Here is an 18132-nt window from a genome sequence, read left to right as displayed (position 1 = left end):
GGCGGGTTACCCGCCCGCGCCGCTCAGGGCAACCCGCGTCACCCTCTCGGCTCGAAAACGGACCAGCCTGTCCGCTGCACCAGGCGTTCCAGCGCCAGCTGCCCGAGATGCGAATTGCCTGCCTCGTTCAACCCCGGCGACCATACCGCGATGCTGGCTATGCCCGGCGCCACCGCCAGGATGCCGCCGCCCACGCCCGACTTGCCCGGCAGGCCGATGCGGTAGGCGAAATCGCCGGAATTGTCGTAGTGCCCGCAGGACATCATCAACGCATTGATGCGCCGCGCGCGCTTCTCGGTAATCACCCTGTGGCCATCCACACGCCCGCCGCCCATCAGGAACCGGCCCGCCATGGCCAGCTGCCGGCAACTCATCGCCAGCGCGCAGAAATGGAAATAGGTGCCCAGCACCAGCCCCGTCTCGCCCCGGATGTTGCCGAAGGCGCGCATGTAATTGGCGAGCGCAATATTGCGAAAACCCGTTTCCTGCTCGGCGCGGGCAACCGTTCCGTCGATGCCGATGGTGTCGTCGTCGCCAGCCAGTTCCCGCACGAAGCGCAGCATCTGGCCGATCGCCTCGCGCGGCTGCAACCGGCCCAGCAGCACGTCGCACACCACGATCGCCCCGGCGTTGATAAAGGGATTACGCGGAATGCCCTGCTCGGTCTCCAGTTGCACGATGGAGTTGAACGCGCTGCCGGACGGTTCGCGCCCCACCCGGCTCCACAACTGGTCGCCTACTGCGCCCAGCGCCAGTGTCAGCGCGAACACCTTGGAGATGGACTGGATGGAAAATGCTTCGTCCGCATCCCCGCCGATGTGCACGGCGCCGTCCGCCAGGACCACCGCGATGCCGAATTTCCCGACCGGCACCTGCGCCAGCGGCGGGATGTAGGAGGCCACGGTGCCGCGCTCCGTTTCTGCCTGCATCTCCGCGGCGATCGCCGTGACGATCGCGCCCAGATCGAGGGTTTCTGTATCAGGCATCGTCGGCACCGTTTGCATCCTGCCGGCAGATGACCGCCGCCCCTGCGAACCACATCGCGAAGACAATCCAGAAGCCCATGTACGGCAAAGTCAGGCGGTCCAGAGGATAAAGCCATGCCCGCCACAGGCACCACGCGGCCCCGGCCATGCAACAGACAGCAAAGTTCGGATGATAGGCAGCCGATCCCGCCCTTGGCGCAAGCCGCCAGGCATGGCGTCGCAGTTTCGGTGGCGGCGCCCATACCGCCATGGCGAAAGAGCCGAACAGGAACAGCAGCGGCACCGCGAAGACCGGTGCCGCCAGTTCCAAGACGGGAATATAGTCGTTGAAGCAGGCATCGAACCCGCCAACCGGCGGCTCCCGCCCCCGGCATTCGACCTCATGCTTTGCGCCGCCGCCGAACAGCGGCATGAGGGAGGACGCCAGCCACAGCCCACAGCCGGTCAGGGCAAGGGCCTTGCGGGCGTTCTCCCGCAGGATCACCCCGCCAGCGCCGCCTTGACCGCCGCGATGGCGTCCGCCGCCTTGTCGCCATCGGGGCCGCCGCCCTGCGCCATGTCGGCGCGGCCACCGCCGCCCTTACCGCCCAGCGCCTCAACGCCCTTGCGGACGAGTTCGACCGCGCTGACGGTACCGGTCAGGTCCTCGGTAACGGCAGCGGCGATGCTCGCCTTGCCCTCGTTCACCGCGACGATGACGGCAACGCCCGCACCCAGCCGCTGCTTGGCCTGATCGAGCAGTCCGCGCAGTTCCTTGGGGTCCAGTCCTTCCAGCACCTGACCGGAGAACTTGACGCCGTTGACCTCTTCATCCGCAGCCTCTGCCTTCGCCCCGCCGCCACCAGAGAGCGCAAGCGCCTTCTTCGCTTCTGCCAGTTCGCGTTCCAGCTTGCGGCGCTCGTCCAGCAGCGCGGCAACGCGGGCTTCAACGTCCTCGGGCGTAGTGCGCAGCAGGCTTGCGGCGTTCTTGAGCGCATCCTCGCGGGCAACCAGCCACTGGCGCGCACCTTCGCCGGTCATGGCCTCGATGCGGCGAACACCCGAAGATACGGCGCTTTCCGAAACGATGCGGAAGACGCCGATGTCGCCGGTAGCGCGCACGTGCGTGCCGCCGCAAAGTTCCACCGAATACGTGCGTTCGCCGGAGCTGCGGCCCATCGACAGCACGCGCACTTCGTCGCCGTATTTTTCGCCGAACAGTGCCATCGCGCCTGCAGAAATGGCGTCGTCGGGCGTCATCAGACGGGTCAGAACCTGCTCATTGGCACGAACTTCCGAGTTCACCTCGGCCTCGATCGCGGCAATGTCTTCCTCGGTCAGCGCCTTGGGGTGCGAGAAGTCGAAGCGCAGACGGTCGGCGGCAACCAGCGAACCCTTCTGGGTGACATGATCGCCCAGCCGATTGCGCAGCGCCGCATGCAGCAGGTGCGTCGCCGAGTGGTTGGCGCGCACCGCATCGCGGCGCTCGACGTCCACAGTCATCGCAACGGCATCGCCGACCTTGATCGTGCCCGCTTCCACGGTGCCGCTCATCGCATGCAGGCGGCCCAGCGGCTTGGCGGTATCGACTACGGCGATCTTGAGGCCGTTGGCCCCGGCAATCGTACCGCGATCGCCTTCCTGACCGCCGGATTCGCCGTAGAACGGGGTCTGGTTGGTTAGCACGACGACAGCGTCACCCGCACCGGCAGACTGCACCTCCCGGCCGTCCTTTACCAGCGCCACGACCTGGCCTTCGCCGGTGGTGGAGGTATAGCCGGTAAATTCGCTGGCGCCCTCGCGCTCGGCGATATCGAACCACACTTCGCTGTCAGCAGCCTGACCCGACCCCTTCCACGCGGCACGCGCGGCGGCTTTCTGCTGCGCCATGGCGGCGTCGAAGCCCGCCTTGTCGACGGCGATCCCGCGCGAACGCAACGCATCCTCTGTCAGATCGTAAGGGAAGCCGAACGTGTCGTAGAGCTTGAACGCGGTTTCACCGGGAAGTTCGCCACCCTCGGCCATGCCGACGGTTGCCTCGTCCAGCAGCTTGAGGCCGTTCGACAGAGTGCGGCGGAACTGGATTTCCTCGCGCTCCAGCGTTTCCTCGATCAGCGGCTGCGCGCGGCCTAGCTCCGGATAGGCCTGGCCCATCTCGGCGACCAGCGCAGGCACCAGGCGGTGCATCAGCGGATCGCGCGCGCCCAGCAGATGCGCATGACGCATCGCGCGGCGCATGATGCGGCGCAGAACATAGCCGCGGCCTTCGTTCGACGGCAGCACCCCGTCAGCCAGCAGGAAGCTGGTCGAGCGCAAATGATCCGCGATGACGCGGTGGCTGGCGCGGCTATCACCTTCGGCGGCCACGCCGGTGAGGCTTTCCGACGCCGCGATCAGCGCCTTGAAGGTGTCGATGTCGTAATTGTCATGCACGCCCTGCATGACGGCGGAGATACGCTCCAGCCCCATGCCGGTGTCGATCGAGGGCTTGGGCAGGTTGCCGACGATTTCGCCCGCCGCCTGCTCGAACTGCATGAACACCAGGTTCCAGATCTCGATGAAGCGGTCGCCGTCCTCCTCCGGTGATCCCGGCGGTCCGCCCCAGATGTGGTCGCCATGGTCGAAGAAGATTTCCGAGCATGGGCCGCAAGGGCCTTCATCGCCCATCGCCCAGAAGTTGTCCTTGGTGGGGATGCGGATAATCTTCTGTTCGGGCAGGCCCGCGATCTTCTTCCACAAGTCGAACGCTTCGTCGTCGGTGTGGTAGACGGTGACCAGCAGCTTATCGAGCGGCAGGCCCCATTCCTTCGTCAGCAGCGTCCACGCATGGGTGATCGCCTGCTCCTTGAAGTAATCGCCGAACGAAAAATTGCCGAGCATTTCGAAGAACGTGTGATGGCGTGCGGTATAGCCGACGTTGTCGAGGTCGTTGTGCTTGCCGCCCGCGCGGACGCACTTCTGCGACGAAGTGGCGCGCGGCGTGCTGCGGGTTTCGAGGCCCGTGAACACATTCTTGAAAGGCACCATGCCGGCGTTCACGAACATCAGCGTCGGGTCGTTGTAAGGAACGAGCGGCGCAGACTGGACGGCCTCATGACCATTGCTGGCGAAGTAGTCGAGGAATGACCGGCGGATTTCGTTCGTCGTGTGCATGGTTTGCGCCGATAATGGACACCGCGCGCGGCGGCAAGCGGGAGTCTGCGGTCAGACTGGTCGGGATTTGCGATGACGAGCGGGTTTTTGCACCATAGTGGCGGCTCGGTGACGTGGCGAAAGCCGCCTAGCCGGACGCCGGGAAAGGTCGGTGTGCAGCAAATTGCATGACTGTTAGCAGATTTGTGCGCGCGTAATCCGGCACCGCCAGACTTATTTTCACTGCATGTCCAAGATCGAACACGCGCTCGCCCTGCCCTTGCGGCTGCTGACCAATCCACTCCAGTTTGGCTTTGGCGCCGCCATTGCCGTGACCGGGGCCATTCTCGCCTTGTCCCACCTTTGATCCGCCTCACTTCCTGAAACGAAAAGCCCCGACATTGCTGCCGGGGCTTCAAGCCTGATCAGTTGTCGTCTTCCTCGGAAGGCCCGACCATCATCTCTTCGGCCAAGCCTTCGGTCTTGGCGCGGATGGCCTTTTCAAGGCGATCGCAGACTTCGGGGTTGGTCTTGAGGTAGGTCTTGGCGTTTTCACGCCCCTGACCGATGCGGATCGAATCGTAGCTGAACCACGCCCCCGACTTCTCGACGAGGCCGGCCTTGACGCCAAGGTCGAGGATTTCGCCGATCTTCGATACGCCTTCGCCATACATGATGTCGAATTCGACCTGCTTGAACGGCGGGGCGACCTTGTTCTTGACGATCTTGACGCGGGTGGCGTTGCCAACGACTTCGTCGCGGTCCTTGATCGCACCGGTGCGGCGAATGTCGAGGCGGACCGAGGCGTAAAACTTGAGCGCGTTGCCGCCCGTCGTCGTCTCGGGGTTGCCGTACATCACGCCGATCTTCATGCGCAGCTGGTTGATGAAGATCACCATGCAGCGCGAACGACTGATCGAGCCGGTCAGCTTGCGCAGCGACTGGCTCATCAGGCGGGCCTGAAGGCCAACGTGGCTGTCGCCCATCTCGCCTTCGATTTCGGCGCGGGGAACGAGCGCGGCGACCGAATCGACCACCAGAACGTCGATGGCGTTCGAGCGGACCAGCGTATCGGTGATTTCCAGCGCCTGCTCACCGGTGTCCGGCTGCGAGACGATCAGTTCGTCGATGTTGACGCCCAGCTTCTTGGCATAGACCGGATCGAGCGCGTGTTCGGCATCGATGAATGCAGCGGTGCCACCGGTCTTCTGCGCTTCGGCGATGCAGTGCAGCGCCAGCGTGGTCTTGCCCGAGCTTTCCGGGCCATAGATTTCGATCACGCGGCCGCGCGGCAGGCCGCCGACGCCGAGCGCGATATCGAGGCCGAGCGAGCCGGTGGAGATCGCTTCGACCTGCATGGCCTCCTTCGAGCCCAGCTTCATCGCAGAGCCCTTGCCGAACGCCTTGTCGATCTGCGCAAGCGCGGCTTCGAGCGCCTTCTGACGGTCCATCGATTCCTTTTCCTTGCCTTCCTGGATCAGCTTGAGCTGAGCAGCCATGTCACTACCCTCCTGCTACCGGCGTGACCGGAAAGGTCAACGTCACATCCAGACGTGTACCCGTTCCGTTCACGGAGAACAAGAGGGGAACTTCGGCAGATTTCCGTTTTTTAACGCCCAATTCCGCCCTGAGCGGTCTGCGCCAGAACTTCCCCGACTTTTTCGGAAAGCTGCTGTACCGAGAACGGCTTGGGCATGAACCAGGCGTTGGCGATGCCGATCTGCTTGCGCAGCTGTTCCTCGGCATAGCCGGACATGAACAGTACCGGCAGGTCCGGGGCGAACCGGCGAATCTCGCGCGCCATGGCCGGACCGTCGAGCGTAGGCATGACGACGTCTGACACGACAAGGTCGAACTGGCCGCCCTCTTCCACCAGTTCCAGGCCCTCTTCGCCGTCGCGGGCACAGGTAACCTGATAGCCCTGCCGGGTCAGCGCGCGTTCGGCGACGATGCGGACGGGATCCTCGTCCTCCACCAGCAGGATCGAGCCGCCGCCCGCCCACTGCGTCGGCGGCGGGGCGGGGGTGTTCGCCGCGCGGTCCGGCACGCTGCCGGGCGCGGCATGGTGGACCGGCAGATAGACGGTGAAGCGCGTGCCGCCGGTCCTGCCCGCCTGCGGCGTTTCGCTTTCGGCGAAGATGAAGCCGCCCGACTGCTTGACGATGCCGTAGACCGTCGACAGGCCAAGGCCGGTGCCCTTGCCCTGTTCCTTGGTGGTGAAGAACGGTTCGAAGATCTTGCCGAGAATCTCCGGCGGAATGCCGCCGCCGGTATCCTCGACAATGAGCGCGGTGTATTCCCCCGCCGGGATGATTTCCGAGCGCATCGCGCGCACGTCCGTGGTGGTCACGCGGCGGGTGGCAAGCGTCAGGCGGCCCGCACCATCACCGCGCGACTGCATCGCATCACGCGCGTTGACGCACAGGTTGACGATGACCTGCTCCAGCTGGGTCGGGTCGGCGCGGACGGGGCCAAGATCACGGTCATGCGTGACGACGAGCTGGATTTTCTCGCCGATCAGACGGCGCAGCATCTGCGACACGTCGGCGACGACGTCGGGCACCTGGATCACTTCGGGCCGTAGCGTCTGCTGGCGCGAGAAGGCGAGCAGTTGCCGGGTCAGCGAGGCCGCGCGGTTGGAGTTGGCGCGGATCTGCTGGATGTCGTCATAGTCCGAATCGCCGGGCGTATGGCGCATCAGCATGAGGTCGCAGGTGCCCAGGATCGCGGTGAGCACGTTGTTGAAATCGTGCGCGACGCCGCCTGCCAGCTGGCCGACCGCCTGCATCTTGGTGGCCTGCGCGACCTGCCGCTTGAGGCGCATCTCTTCGGAGGTATCGGTGAGGCCGAGCAGCACTGCCGCCTCGCCGAGGCCGCGCACGCCGGCAAGGCTGAGCGACACCGGATCGTCGGGCTGGCTGGTCAAGCGAATCGCAAGGTCGCCTGCAGCGGCCGGCCCTTGCGCAAAGCGGCGGATGGCCTCGGATAGCGGGCGCTTGTCCTCCTTGACGACAAGATCGGTCGGATACGTCGGCGGCTCCTGCCCTTCCTGCCCCGCAGCGCGCATGAAGGCGGGGTTGGCGAACAGCAGCCGCCCGTCGCGGTCGGCCATGGCGAGGCCGAGGGGCAACTGGCTGAGCAGCGCCTCAAGGTGCGGGGCGGCGCCGGTGCCGCCGCCGCCGGTGCCGATGCCCTGCGACGCCTCCACCACCAGCATCAGCGAGGGCGTGGTGTTGGGATCGGCTTCGTCGGCGCGGTCCGGGTCGGCAACCGGGACGTGGTAGAGCACGAGCGCCCCGCCGCGACCGCCTTCGCGCGCCCAGCCGATCCGTTCGCCTTCTTCCTGTGCCAGCAGGGCGACGAAGTCGACGCCGGTCATGTCGGTGGCGGCGTCTCCGGTTGCACGCAGGGCAAAACCGGCGCTGGCGGCGCGGATGGTGCCGTCGGGATCGACGAGCGCCGCGGCAATGCCAGCCTTGGCAAGGCCGCGACCCAGCTTTCCGTCCAGATGCGCCACCAGTTCGCCGACCGGATCGCTGGCCCCAACGGTGCTGATTCGCCAGACGAGGAAATCGTCGCCCCGCCCGGTGCGGCGCACGTCGGCCCGCCAGTGGACGCCGTCTTCGTTGACGATCTCTGCGGTGCCGTGGCCGTCACGCCAGGCGCGGCGGGTGGCATCGGCCAGCCGTTCCAGCGAGGCTGAGACGACCGGCAGGCTGGGCGGAGCGGCGGCCGGGCCGAACCATGTCTCGAAGGTGGAGTTGGCGCACGTCAGCCGCCCGGCGCGGTCGGTGACGGCGATAGCCATGTCGGGACGCTCGATCCCGGCGACGGTGACGGACCAGTCAGGCTGTGCGAACTCGGCCTCTGCCGATGGCGCGCGGCGGCGGGAAAGTGCCCAGGCACCCGCCCCAAATGCGAGGATCGCGGCGATGAACACGCCCATGAGCACGGCATCGCCCGAGACCGCCCAGACAAGTAGGGCGCTGAACACGAGCGCGCCGACGACGACGGCGACATCGGTGCGCAGGACGGGTTGGCGCGCCTGAGCGCTCATGCCGGCGTTTCCGGGGTCGATCGGGTGGCTTCCCGTGCAGGACGCAGACGGCGGGCGCGGTGCTTGCGACCGATCCACCAGCGCCAGAACCAGACGGCCAGCACATAGCTTACGGCCGCGGCGATGATCGACTGGATGAACAGGCCGATGACGACGGCAGGCGCAGTGTCGGACAGCAGCCAGTGCCACCACTCGTCGATCCCCGCGCCGTTCTTCACCATGGCGTTCACCGTGGCGATGTCTGCGTGGTAACCGAAGCTGTTGCCGATCGCGACCGCCAGGGGCAGGATGATGAGCAGCGTGGTCGCCGGATTGCTGACGAAGGTGACGGCGGCGGCGAGCGGGATGTTGCCGCGAAACGGCACGCACATCAGCGCTGCGCCGACGATCTGCACGCCCGGTATCAGCGCGAAGATGCCCACGAACATGCCCACGGCCATGCCTGCCGGAACCGAGCGGCGGGTGAAGCGGAACAGTTCCTGTCGCCGGGCGAAGGGCGCGGTAAAGCGATTCCCTTCAAGCTGGGCGTGAGTGGGCATCTGGCGATGCAGGAACACGGACAGCTTGTGCAGGAGACCGCTCACCCGCAAATTACCCGTGGTCGCGCATGATGCGCGCCTGATCGCGCTTCCAGTCGCGATCCTTGATGGTCTGGCGCTTGTCTGCCGCGTTCTTGCCCTTGGCCAGCGCCAGTTCGACCTTGGCGCGGCCCCGGCTGTTGAAGTAGATCGACAGTGGCACCAGGGTCATGCCTTTGCGCTCAACCGCGCCCTGCAGGCGGGAAATCTCGCGCTCGTGCAGCAGCAGCTTGCGGGGCCGCTTGGGCGTGTGATTGAAGCGGTTGCCGTGGCTGAATTCGGGCACGTTGGCGTTGACCAGCCAGCACTCTCCGCCGCGAATCTCGGCGAAGGATTCCGCGATCGACCCTTCGCCGAAGCGCAGCGACTTGACTTCGGTGCCGGTCAGCGCGATCCCCGCCTCGAACTTATCCTCTATGTGATAGTCGAACCGGGCCTTGCGGTTCTCGGCGACGGTCTTGAACTTGTCGAATACGGAGTTTTGAGGGCGTGCCATAGTCTGCCGCATGTAGGGACAAGCAGGGCAAAAGAAAACGCCCCTTTGATCCGGTTTCGTCGCGCTGCCCCCGAATTCGTCGTGCCGGCATTCGCCGAAACGAACTACACCAGCCCGGCGTGGACCAGTGCCTCGTCCACCGACTTGCGAGCGGCGGGGCCGCACGGCACCAGCGGCAGGCGCAGTTCGTTGGCGATCCAGTCGTGCACCTGCGCCAGAGCGTACTTGCAGGGGCCGGGCGAGCTGTCCTCGAACATGGCGTAGTGCAGCGGATAGAGCCGGTCGTTCAGTTCGCGCGCCTTTTCCAGATCGTTGGCCGCACAGGCCGCCTGGAACTCTGCGCAAAGCGCCGGCGCGACGTTGGCCGTCACCGAAATGCAGCCCACGCCGCCCGCCGCGTTGAACGGCAGGGCCAGTTCGTCGTCACCGCAAAGCTGGACGAAATGCTTGCCGATGCCCATGCGATGGTCGGTCACGCGCGACAGGTCGCCGCTGGCGTCCTTGATCGCGATGAAGCGGTCCGGGAAGCGGCGCGCCAGTTCGCACACGGTTTCGGGCAGCAGGTCCGTCACGGTGCGACCGGGCACGTTGTAGAGCACGATCGGCAGGTCGTTGTTTTCCGCCAGATAGCTGAAATGGGCAAGCAGGCCCTCCTGGCTCGGTCGGTTGTAATAGGGCGCGACCAGCAGCGCGGCGGCGGCGCCGCACTTCTTGGAAAAGTTCATGTGGAGCAGCGCGTTCATCGTGTCGTTGCTGCCGCAACCGGCGATGATCGGCACGCGGCCCGCCGCCTGCTCGACGCAGACTTCGATGACGCGGTGATGCTCGGCGTTGGACAGGGTCGAGTTTTCGCCGGTCGTGCCGCAGGGCACCAGTGCCGACGAGCCCGATTCGATCTGCCATTCCACCAGCCGCCGGAAAGCCTGTTCGTCGAACGCCCCGTCGCGAAACGGTGTGACAAGCGCGGGAATCGAGCCGGAAAACATGGACTTTACCTCTTGGCGATGCTCAATGATCGCCCGGGGGCGGGAACAACCCCGCTTGCCGAACGTCACGTTCAGCGCCTGATAAGGAGCCTACGGAGAAAATGTCCAGCATGTTGCGCGCACCCCACCTTCTGCTGAGCATTTCTTTCGCCGTTCTGGCCTCTCCCGCACTTGCGCAGTCGGTGACCCCCGACGGGCGCGAATGGGATGCCGCAAGGGCGCAGTCGATGCAGGCTCACGACATGAACGTCCATCAGGCGATCGACCGGTGGAAGCTGCTGTCCTCTAACGATCGCATGGGCTTTGCCGCCTATACCGGTTTCCTGCTGTCGTATCCCGGATACCCGCAGCAGGACAAGATCCGCGGCTATGCGGAAAAGGCGCTGCTGACCGAATCGCCGACACCGCAGGCCGTAGTCGGCTATTTCGACCGCTTTGCCCCCCTCGGCAGCCGTGCGACGGGGCGCTATGCAGTGGCGCTGGCCACCATGCGCCGCGCCGACGCCGCAACCAATGCCGTGGCCGCATGGCGCAAGGGCGCGCTGATCGACAGCGACGAAGCGGCGCTGCTTGGCCTCTACCGCAACCAGTTCACCGCCGCCGATCATGACGCGCGCATGGACGCACTGCTGTGGCAGGGTGAGACCGCGCAGGCGGAGCGGCAGATCTCGTTCGTGTCCGCAGGTCGACGCGCCGAGTTCATGGAGCGGCTGACGCTGCTGCAGGGCTCCCAGCCCGGCACGCTGGGGATGAGCCTGCCACCTTCGGTCGCCTCGAACCCCGGCTACATCTACAACCGTGCGGTGCAGGCGCGGCGGTCGGGCAACGTTCCGGGCGCCATCAGCCTGCTCGCCAACCGCCCTACGCTGGCCTCGCCGGTGCCGCAGCCCGAGCTATGGGTGCGCGAACTGCTGACCGCCGCCAAGAGCGCCGACGATGCCAGCGCCGTGCGGATCGCCGCGTCTATCGACGATGCCTTCGCCCCCGGCACCGACGTAAGCCGCCAGTCGTATCGCGTGCGCGACGATTACACGACGCTGGTCTGGCTGGGCGGGACCAAGGCCCTGTGGTCGCTGCGCAACCCGCGTCAGGCGGCGCCGCTGTTCTATCGCTACGGCGCTGCCGCGCAGACGCCCGGCACCCGGTCCAAGGGATTCTATTGGGCAGGCCGAGCGCTGGCGATGGGCGGCGACATGGCGGGCGCGAACCGCTACTTCGAGATGGCGGCGCAGTATCCGCAGTATTTCTACGGCCAGCTGTCGCTCGAACGGCTGGGTCGGCCCATCCCCAACCTCGACACCCGGCCCAGCGCCGTGCCCTCGGCGGCGCAGCGCACGTCCTTCGCCAGCCTGCCGATCACCCGGGCGGTGCGCGATGTGGCCCGCGATGCCGACTGGCGCACCGGCATCCAGTTCTACCGCGAAATCTCCAACCAGGCCGAGACGGCGGAGGACTATGTGCTGGTCGCCGATCTGGCGAAGGAGATCGGGCGGCGCGACCTTGCCGTCATCATGGGGCAGAGCGCACATGCAGGCGGCTTCGACCAGTTCGGCAAGATTTCGTTCCCGCTGGTGCCCAACCCGCCGGGTACCGACTGGACGATGGTCCACGCCCTGTCCCGTCAGGAGAGCCAGTTCGCCCAGAACGCGCTGAGTTCCGCAGGGGCGCGCGGGCTGATGCAGCTGATGCCCGGCACCGCGCGCGAACAGGCGGGCAAGATGGGGCTGGCCTACGATCAGGACGCGCTCATCAGCAATCCGTCCTACAACCTGCAGCTGGGCGACGGATATTTCCGCCGGGTGCGCGATTATTTCGGCGGTGCGCTGCCGCTGGCCGTGGCCGCCTACAACGCCGGTCCGGGTAATGTGAACAAGTGGATCCGCGCCAACGGCGATCCGCGCACCGGCGCCGTGGACTGGATCGACTGGATCGAGCAGATCCCCTTCTTCGAAACCAAGAACTACGTGCAGCGCGTGCTGGAAAACGCCGTCGTCTATGAAACGATGTACCCGGAAAAGTCCGATTACAACGGCGCCAACAAGCTGTCCAAGCTGATGCCGGGCAAGCGGTCGCCCGGCTGACGGCCCCCGCACCGTGAACTATGTCGAACATGCCCTGCTGGCGCTGGCCGTCCAGGCACTGGTCGGCAGGCTGACCGGCAACTGGTGGGCCGGGGCGGCGCTGGCCAGTGCGTACTTCATCGGGCGCGAGGCGGCGCAGGCGGAATATCGCTGGATCGAGCATTTCGGCCAGGGCCGGCGCGCCAACATGCCGTGGTGGGGACCGTTCGACCTCAGGGTCTGGACCAAGCCGGACCAGTGGATCGACTGGATCGGTCCGCTGGTTGCGACCTGCACGATGGCGTGGTTCGTCAAACGCCGATAGCTGGTCAAACGCCGCTTCAATTCCGGTCTTACTGCGCTTACTAGCAGCGGCGATGAAACCCGCCGGTCCACCGATCACCCCCAAAGGCATGGCTGCCCTGCGCGCCCGCTACGACCACCTGCTCGGCAAGGAACGGCCAGAGATCGTCGAGATCGTGTCCTGGGCGGCGGGCAATGGCGACCGTTCCGAAAACGGTGACTATCTCTATGGCCGCAAGCGCATGCGCGAGATCGACCGCGAACTCGCCTTCCTGGCTCGGCGGATGAAGGCGCTGCGCGTCGTCGATCCCGCCGACCAGACCGAACGCGGCAAGGTGTTCTTCGGCGCCACCGTCGAACTGGCGGACGAGGATGACGAGCGCCTGACCCTCACCATCGTCGGCGATGACGAGCAGGATGCCTCCGCCGGTCGCATCGGCTGGAGTGCGCCCATCGCCCGCGCCCTGCGCGGTGCTGCCGTGGGCGATCTGCGCGTGGTGCGCCTGCCTTCGGGCGAGAAGGAGTGGGAAGTGATGGCGGTGCAGTACCCATGATCGGCACGGAAATGATCCACCTCGGGCTCGACACTTTCGCGCTGTTGATCGCAGTCGCCTTCGTGGCCGGGGGCATCGATGCGCTGGCCGGCGGTGGCGGGCTGCTGACGATCCCGGCGCTGATGGCCGCCGGCATCCCGCCGGTATCGGCAATCGCAACCAACAAGCTGCAGAGCGCCACCGGCACGGCCTCCGCCTTCCTGACGTTCCACCGTGCGGGCCACATCGATCTGAAGACCTTCGCGCTTCCGGCGCTGGGTGCCTTCCTCGGCTCGGTGGCGGGTGGTACTGCGGTGCAGTTCGTCGATCCCAGGTTCCTGTCGGCCTTCGTGCCGGTGCTGCTGATCGCGATGGGGCTGTATTTCCTGCTGGCTCCACCGATGAGCGATGTGGACCGCCATGCGCGCATGGGCCGCGTCGGCCTGACCATGGTGACGACCGGCATCGGCTTCTACGATGGATTTTTCGGCCCCGGCACCGGTTCTTTCCTGACCACGGCGCTGGTGGCGCTGGGCGGTCTGGGGCTGGTGCGGGCCATCGCCAACACCAAGTTCCTGAACCTTTCCACCAACGTCGCCGGGCTGGCCGCGATGATCGCGGGGGGCAAGGTGCTGTGGCTGCTGGGCGCGGCGATGGCCGTGGCCAACGTAGCGGGCAATCAGGTCGGCGCGCGGCTGGCGATCCGCTACGGCGGCAAGGGCGTGCGTCCGCTGCTGGTGGTCATGTCGTTCGCGCTGACAGTCAAGCTGCTGTCCGATCCGGCAAATCCGATCTGGACGCTGTTTTGAAGCGGGCGGCGCTGCACGTCTCTTTTATGCTGGCCTGCCTGTTTCTGGCCAGCCCCGCCACCGCGCGCGAAAGCCTTGGCCTCTACGCAGGCTGGGGCGCATTTCGCGACCCGCTGGTGCCGCGCTGCTACGCCATCGCCATGGCAGAGCCTAGCGCCAGACAGCGCGACTACCAGCCTTATGCCGCCATCGGCACCTGGCCCCGGCGGGGGACGCGCAATCAGGTGCATTTCCGTCTTTCCCGCGCGCTGGCACCCAACGCCGCCATCTCGGTTCGCATCGGTGATCGCCGGATCGTGCTGACGGGCGGCGGCGGCGATGCCTGGCCGCGCAACGACACCGACAATGCCGCCATCGTCGCAGCGATGCGTTCGGCCGCGACGATGACGATCAGCGCACGCGACCGGCGGGGGCGTTCGTTCGCCAACATCTACGCCCTGCCAGGCGCCGCTTCCGCGATGGACGCCGCGCTGATCGGCTGCGCGAGACTGCGCTGACCCCGAATGCAAGAAGGGCGGAGCCGAAGCCCCGCCCTTCCCTCGCCATGAGGCTGTCCAGCTTTAGAAGCGCACGCCCACGCCTGCCATCACCTGGTGACGGTCGAGGTCGAGGTCGAAGCGGCGACCGTCCGGGGCATCGCCGGTGTAGTCCAGTTCGCCCTTGCTGTAGTTGGAATAGCGATACTCGACCTTGGCGAAGACGTTGTTGGTGATCGCCTGCTCGACACCGGCGCCGATGCGCCAGCCGTCCGCGTCAATGTCGCGGTTGGTCTCGACGGTGCCGAACGTGCTGTTCACGTCGAACTTGGCGTTGGTGTAACCGCCCTTAGCATAGATCATCGTCTTCGGGCTGAGCACGTAGCCGACGCGTGCACCGACATAGAGATCGCGGTTGGTCTTCACATTGCCGAGGCCGAAACCTTCGAAGTCGCCGTCATTGAATTTGGTCTTGGCAGTCGACCAGGTCACTTCCGCTTCGGGGCCGACCACGAAGTTGCCGGCGCGGAAATCGTAACCTGCGCCAACGCCGTAGGTGAAGCCGTCGATCGACTGGTCGTTGTCCTCATTAACGTCATCGTCGACGCTGCTGCCCGCCTTGGTGACGTCGTAGCCGCCCAACGCCTCTACGTGGAACGACGAGAACGGATCGACCGGTGCGGTGTCCTGCGCGAACGCCGGGGCAGCTGCCGCCATTGCGGTTCCTGCGGCAAGGCAAACAAGGATCTTCTTCATAACGGTACTCCAAAAACTGAACTCGTGGCGCGGCGCTCGCCAGTGTCCATAAAGCTAACGGGCGGGGCCATACCCGCTCCGGACCAGTCAAAAGCCGTTCGATGGTGCCGAGTTTCATGAACGTAAGACAACGAAAATATTGATGTTTTTGCGCAACAGTGCATCGACGGATCGCGCCGGGCGAGCGACGCGCCGGCGGAACCCGATGCGGTCGTGGCCGTTCGCGCGGGCGGGCGTCTTTTGTTTTGGCGGCGGATGCATTATATGCCCGCCCATCATGTCAGAGCAGAACACTTCCACCGCTGCGGTTTCGACCGCCGCCGGCCTCACGCCGATCCCGGGCAACGTCGATCCTATGACGCTGGCGCGCCCCACTCTGGTCGACGGCGTGACCCCGCGCGAGGATGGTCGCATCGACCTGATCGGCCTGCCGAAGAAGCGCATCGCAGAACTGTTCGGCGAAGCCGGACTCGACGCCAAGGCCGCCAAGCTGCGCGCCAAGCAGGTGTACCACTGGCTCTACCACCGCGGCGTGACCGAGTTCGAGGCGATGACCGACATTGCCAAGACCATGCGCCCCTGGCTGGCCGAACGCTTCGTCATCGGTCGCCCCGAAATCGTCGAGGCGCAGCATTCCAGCGACGGCACCCGCAAGTGGCTGCTGCGCACGGCGGACGCGCACGATTTCGAGATGGTGTTCATCCCCGACGCTGATCGCGGGACGCTTTGCGTATCCTCACAGGTAGGGTGCACGCTCAACTGCCGCTTCTGCCACACCGGCACCATGCGGCTGGTGCGCAACCTCACCGTGGGCGAGATCGTGGGGCAGGTGATGCTGGCGCGCGATTCGCTTGGCGAATGGCCCAAGAGCGCGTCTGACACGCGCTTTGCCAACGTGGCCGAAAACGATGACGATGAGGACGAAGGTTCCTACACCTCGGACGGTCGCCTGCTGACCAACATCGTCATGATGGGCATGGGCGAGCCGCTGTATAATTTCGACAACGTGCGCGACGCGCTCAAGCTGGTGATGGACGGCGACGGGCTGGCCTTGTCCAAGCGGCGCATCACGCTGTCCACGTCGGGCGTGATCCCGCAGATGGAGCGCTGCGGCGAGGAAATCGGCGTGAACCTGGCCGTCTCGCTCCACGCGGTGACCAAGGAAGTGCGCGACGAAATCGTGCCGGTGAACAAGAAGTACGGGATCGAGGAACTGCTGCAGGCCTGCGCGGACTATCCCCGCGCGTCGAACGCCCGGCGCATCACGTTCGAGTATGTGATGCTCAAGGACAAGAACGACAGCGACGACGATGCACGCGAACTGGTCCGCCTGCTCAAGCATTACAAGCTGCCCGCCAAGGTGAACCTGATCCCGTTCAACCCCTGGCCGGGCGCCCCTTACGAATGTTCGACGCCCGAGCGGATCCGTTCGTTCTCGGAAATCGTGTTTCAGGGCGGCATTTCTGCCCCCGTGCGCACCCCGCGTGGGCGCGACATCGACGCGGCCTGCGGGCAGTTGAAGACCGCTGCGGAAAAGAAGAGCCGGGCCGAGATCGACCGCCTGCTGGCCGAGAAGGAAGCGGCGCTGCTGGGGTAAGTATCCCCACAGTCCCGGACCTGATCCGGGACTGTGGGCATTGCGCCGACGAGGCTTCTTCAAGCCGTCAGGGCGGCAACCAGTTCCTTGACCTTCTTCTGCCGCCATTGCGGCGTCGGCGCGACCAGCCAGTAACCGCGACGGCTGGGCGTGGGCTCACCTACCAGGGCGCCGGGGCCGGCTACGCCCGCCGCCAGCAACGCCGGAATGCGCGCACGGCCAATCCCTGCAAGCGCTGCGGCGATGGCCTGCCCGGCATCGCCGACCATGACCGGCGGCTTGGCTTCCTCTTCCTCGCCATCGGGCTCGGGGTCGCCGGGCCAGCCGATCCAGTCGCCGCTGCCCACTTCGACCCATTCCGCAGCGCCCAGCGGCACGCCTTCCAGATCGCCCGGCCCATCGGTCCAGCGCACGGCAAGGTCCAGATTCGCTTCGGTGAAGTCGGTCAGTTCGCCATCGACCAGCACATAGCGCACTTGCGGGTTGGCATCGCGGAACGCGGCAAGTCGCGGGGCCAGCCAGGCGGCGAAGAATTCACGCGGGGCGGCGATGGTGTAGACGTGGCTGGACTGGCCCGCCTGCATGGCCTGCACCGCATCCTCGAAATGGAGAAAGCCGCTGCGAAGGGCGGCAAGGCCCGCGCCCGCCTCCTCGGTCAATTCCAGCCCCTTGCTGGTGCGGCGGAACAGGACCACGCCAAGGAGATCCTCCAGCGCCCGGATTTGCTGGCCGACGGCGGCGGGCGTCACCGCCAGTTCGTCCGCCGCGCGGGTGAAGGACAGGTGACGGGCCGCCGCGTCGAAGACGCGCAGGGCGTTGAGGGGCAGGTGCGTGCGCTTCATGGCGCTTCCCTAAGGGCCAGATGGCTCCGGGGCAATATCAGCGCGCAATATCAGCCTGCAGTCGCCGGTGCTGCAAGCGGGAAGAACGGGATGTTCGCGCGCACTTCCAGCCCGTCGTCCCGTCGGAAGGTGTAATACCCCTCCATGGAGCCCTGCGGCGTCGACAGCGGGCAGCCGGACACATAGTCGTGGCTCCGACCGGGTTCGAGCACCGGCTGTTCGCCCACCACGCCTTCGCCCTCCACCACATCGACCTTGCCGGTGGCGTCGGTAATCCGCCAGTGGCGGGTCATCAGCTGGACGGTGCGATCGGTCTCGTTCTCGATCCGGATGTGGTAGACCCAGAACCATTTTCCCGCCTCTATCCGCGATTGCTCGGGCAGGAAATTGACGGCCACGCGGACGACGAGGCCGTCGGTGATGGCGGAGTGCTGGAACAGTTCCTTCATGACAGGGAGCAGCCTAACGACGATTCAGTCAGGCTACAACCCGTGTGGGAGCGGGTGGGTTCCGAACCGCCTTCCTGTCCCGGATCAAGTCGC

General features: G+C 65.9%; 17 protein-coding genes. 6 read left to right on the top strand and 11 right to left on the bottom strand.

Annotation, left to right across the window (positions count from 1 at the left end; all coding sequences use genetic code 11):
• Nucleotides 1–38 precede the first annotated feature (38 nt).
• From GGR40_RS00740 to dapA, 8 genes are all read right to left on the bottom strand, one after another.
• A complete protein-coding gene (locus GGR40_RS00740; RefSeq protein ID WP_429274287.1) occupies nucleotides 39–986 on the bottom strand; it encodes a glutaminase in 948 nt (315 codons plus the stop codon).
• The gene (locus GGR40_RS00735; RefSeq protein ID WP_429274286.1) at nucleotides 979–1470 is read right to left on the bottom strand and encodes a hypothetical protein; all 492 of its coding nucleotides are present in this window, start codon (nucleotides 1468–1470) and stop codon (nucleotides 979–981) included. Before GGR40_RS00735 ends, GGR40_RS00740 begins: the two co-directional genes overlap by 8 nt.
• Nucleotides 1467–4118: an alanine--tRNA ligase gene (gene alaS, locus GGR40_RS00730; RefSeq protein WP_429274285.1), complete on the bottom strand. Its 2652-nt coding sequence runs from the start codon at nucleotides 4116–4118 to the stop codon at nucleotides 1467–1469. Before alaS ends, GGR40_RS00735 begins: the two co-directional genes overlap by 4 nt.
• A 404-nt stretch (nucleotides 4119–4522) precedes the next feature.
• Entirely contained in the window at nucleotides 4523–5596 is a 1074-nt protein-coding gene (recA, locus tag GGR40_RS00725; protein WP_429274284.1) for a recombinase RecA, read from the bottom strand.
• A gap of 110 nt (nucleotides 5597–5706) precedes the next feature.
• On the bottom strand, nucleotides 5707–8154 hold the full coding sequence (locus GGR40_RS00720) for a hybrid sensor histidine kinase/response regulator (protein WP_429274283.1): 2448 nt from the start codon (nucleotides 8152–8154) through the stop codon (nucleotides 5707–5709).
• Nucleotides 8151–8738, bottom strand: coding sequence for a DUF2062 domain-containing protein (locus tag GGR40_RS00715; RefSeq protein ID WP_429274282.1), 588 nt, complete (start codon nucleotides 8736–8738; stop codon nucleotides 8151–8153). Before GGR40_RS00715 ends, GGR40_RS00720 begins: the two co-directional genes overlap by 4 nt.
• Before the next feature lie 7 nt (nucleotides 8739–8745).
• Nucleotides 8746–9228: an SsrA-binding protein SmpB gene (smpB, locus tag GGR40_RS00710; protein WP_429274281.1), complete on the bottom strand. Its 483-nt coding sequence runs from the start codon at nucleotides 9226–9228 to the stop codon at nucleotides 8746–8748.
• A gap of 104 nt (nucleotides 9229–9332) precedes the next feature.
• Nucleotides 9333–10214, bottom strand: coding sequence for a 4-hydroxy-tetrahydrodipicolinate synthase (gene dapA, locus GGR40_RS00705; RefSeq protein ID WP_429274280.1), 882 nt, complete (start codon nucleotides 10212–10214; stop codon nucleotides 9333–9335).
• A gap of 101 nt (nucleotides 10215–10315) precedes the next feature.
• Here dapA and GGR40_RS00700 point away from each other — a divergent pair, with 101 nt between their 5' ends.
• The 5 genes from GGR40_RS00700 to GGR40_RS00680 are packed head-to-tail and all read left to right on the top strand — an operon-like array spanning nucleotide 10316 to nucleotide 14416.
• Nucleotides 10316–12295 carry a lytic transglycosylase domain-containing protein gene (locus GGR40_RS00700; protein ID WP_429274279.1) on the top strand — a complete coding sequence of 660 codons (1980 nt, stop codon included), beginning with the start codon at nucleotides 10316–10318 and terminating at the stop codon, nucleotides 12293–12295.
• Between the two features lie 13 nt (nucleotides 12296–12308).
• Nucleotides 12309–12599: a hypothetical protein gene (locus tag GGR40_RS00695; RefSeq protein WP_429274278.1), complete on the top strand. Its 291-nt coding sequence runs from the start codon at nucleotides 12309–12311 to the stop codon at nucleotides 12597–12599.
• A 52-nt stretch (nucleotides 12600–12651) separates the two neighbouring features.
• Nucleotides 12652–13131: a transcription elongation factor GreB gene (greB, locus tag GGR40_RS00690; RefSeq protein ID WP_429274277.1), complete on the top strand. Its 480-nt coding sequence runs from the start codon at nucleotides 12652–12654 to the stop codon at nucleotides 13129–13131.
• Nucleotides 13128–13919, top strand: a complete 792-nt coding sequence (locus tag GGR40_RS00685) for a TSUP family transporter (RefSeq protein WP_429274276.1) — start codon at nucleotides 13128–13130, stop codon at nucleotides 13917–13919. The genes greB and GGR40_RS00685 overlap by 4 nt, the downstream gene beginning before the upstream one ends.
• Nucleotides 13920–13945: 26 nt before the next feature.
• A complete protein-coding gene (locus tag GGR40_RS00680) occupies nucleotides 13946–14416 on the top strand; it encodes a hypothetical protein (RefSeq protein ID WP_429274275.1) in 471 nt (156 codons plus the stop codon).
• Nucleotides 14417–14479: 63 nt separating this feature from the next.
• Here GGR40_RS00680 and GGR40_RS00675 read toward each other — a convergent pair whose 3' ends face one another.
• Entirely contained in the window at nucleotides 14480–15151 is a 672-nt protein-coding gene (locus GGR40_RS00675) for an outer membrane protein (protein ID WP_429274274.1), read from the bottom strand.
• Nucleotides 15152–15428: 277 nt separating this feature from the next.
• On the opposite strand from GGR40_RS00675, the gene rlmN reads away from it, so the two are divergent.
• Nucleotides 15429–16748, top strand: coding sequence for a dual-specificity RNA methyltransferase RlmN (gene rlmN, locus GGR40_RS00670; RefSeq protein ID WP_429274273.1), 1320 nt, complete (start codon nucleotides 15429–15431; stop codon nucleotides 16746–16748).
• 59 nt (nucleotides 16749–16807) lie between these two features.
• Here rlmN and GGR40_RS00665 read toward each other — a convergent pair whose 3' ends face one another.
• Both GGR40_RS00665 and apaG read right to left on the bottom strand, forming a co-directional pair.
• A complete protein-coding gene (locus tag GGR40_RS00665; RefSeq protein ID WP_429274272.1) occupies nucleotides 16808–17590 on the bottom strand; it encodes a LysR family transcriptional regulator in 783 nt (260 codons plus the stop codon).
• A gap of 50 nt (nucleotides 17591–17640) precedes the next feature.
• The gene (gene apaG, locus GGR40_RS00660) at nucleotides 17641–18039 is read right to left on the bottom strand and encodes a Co2+/Mg2+ efflux protein ApaG (RefSeq protein WP_429274271.1); all 399 of its coding nucleotides are present in this window, start codon (nucleotides 18037–18039) and stop codon (nucleotides 17641–17643) included.
• Nucleotides 18040–18132: the final 93 nt, after the last annotated feature.

Origin of the sequence: Novosphingobium gossypii (assembly GCF_050433305.1) — a bacterium.
Taxonomy (GTDB): Bacteria; Pseudomonadota; Alphaproteobacteria; order Sphingomonadales; family Sphingomonadaceae; genus Novosphingobium; species Novosphingobium gossypii.
Note: the sequence above shows the minus strand (reverse complement) of the source record. Positions and strands in the feature narration are given on the sequence as shown.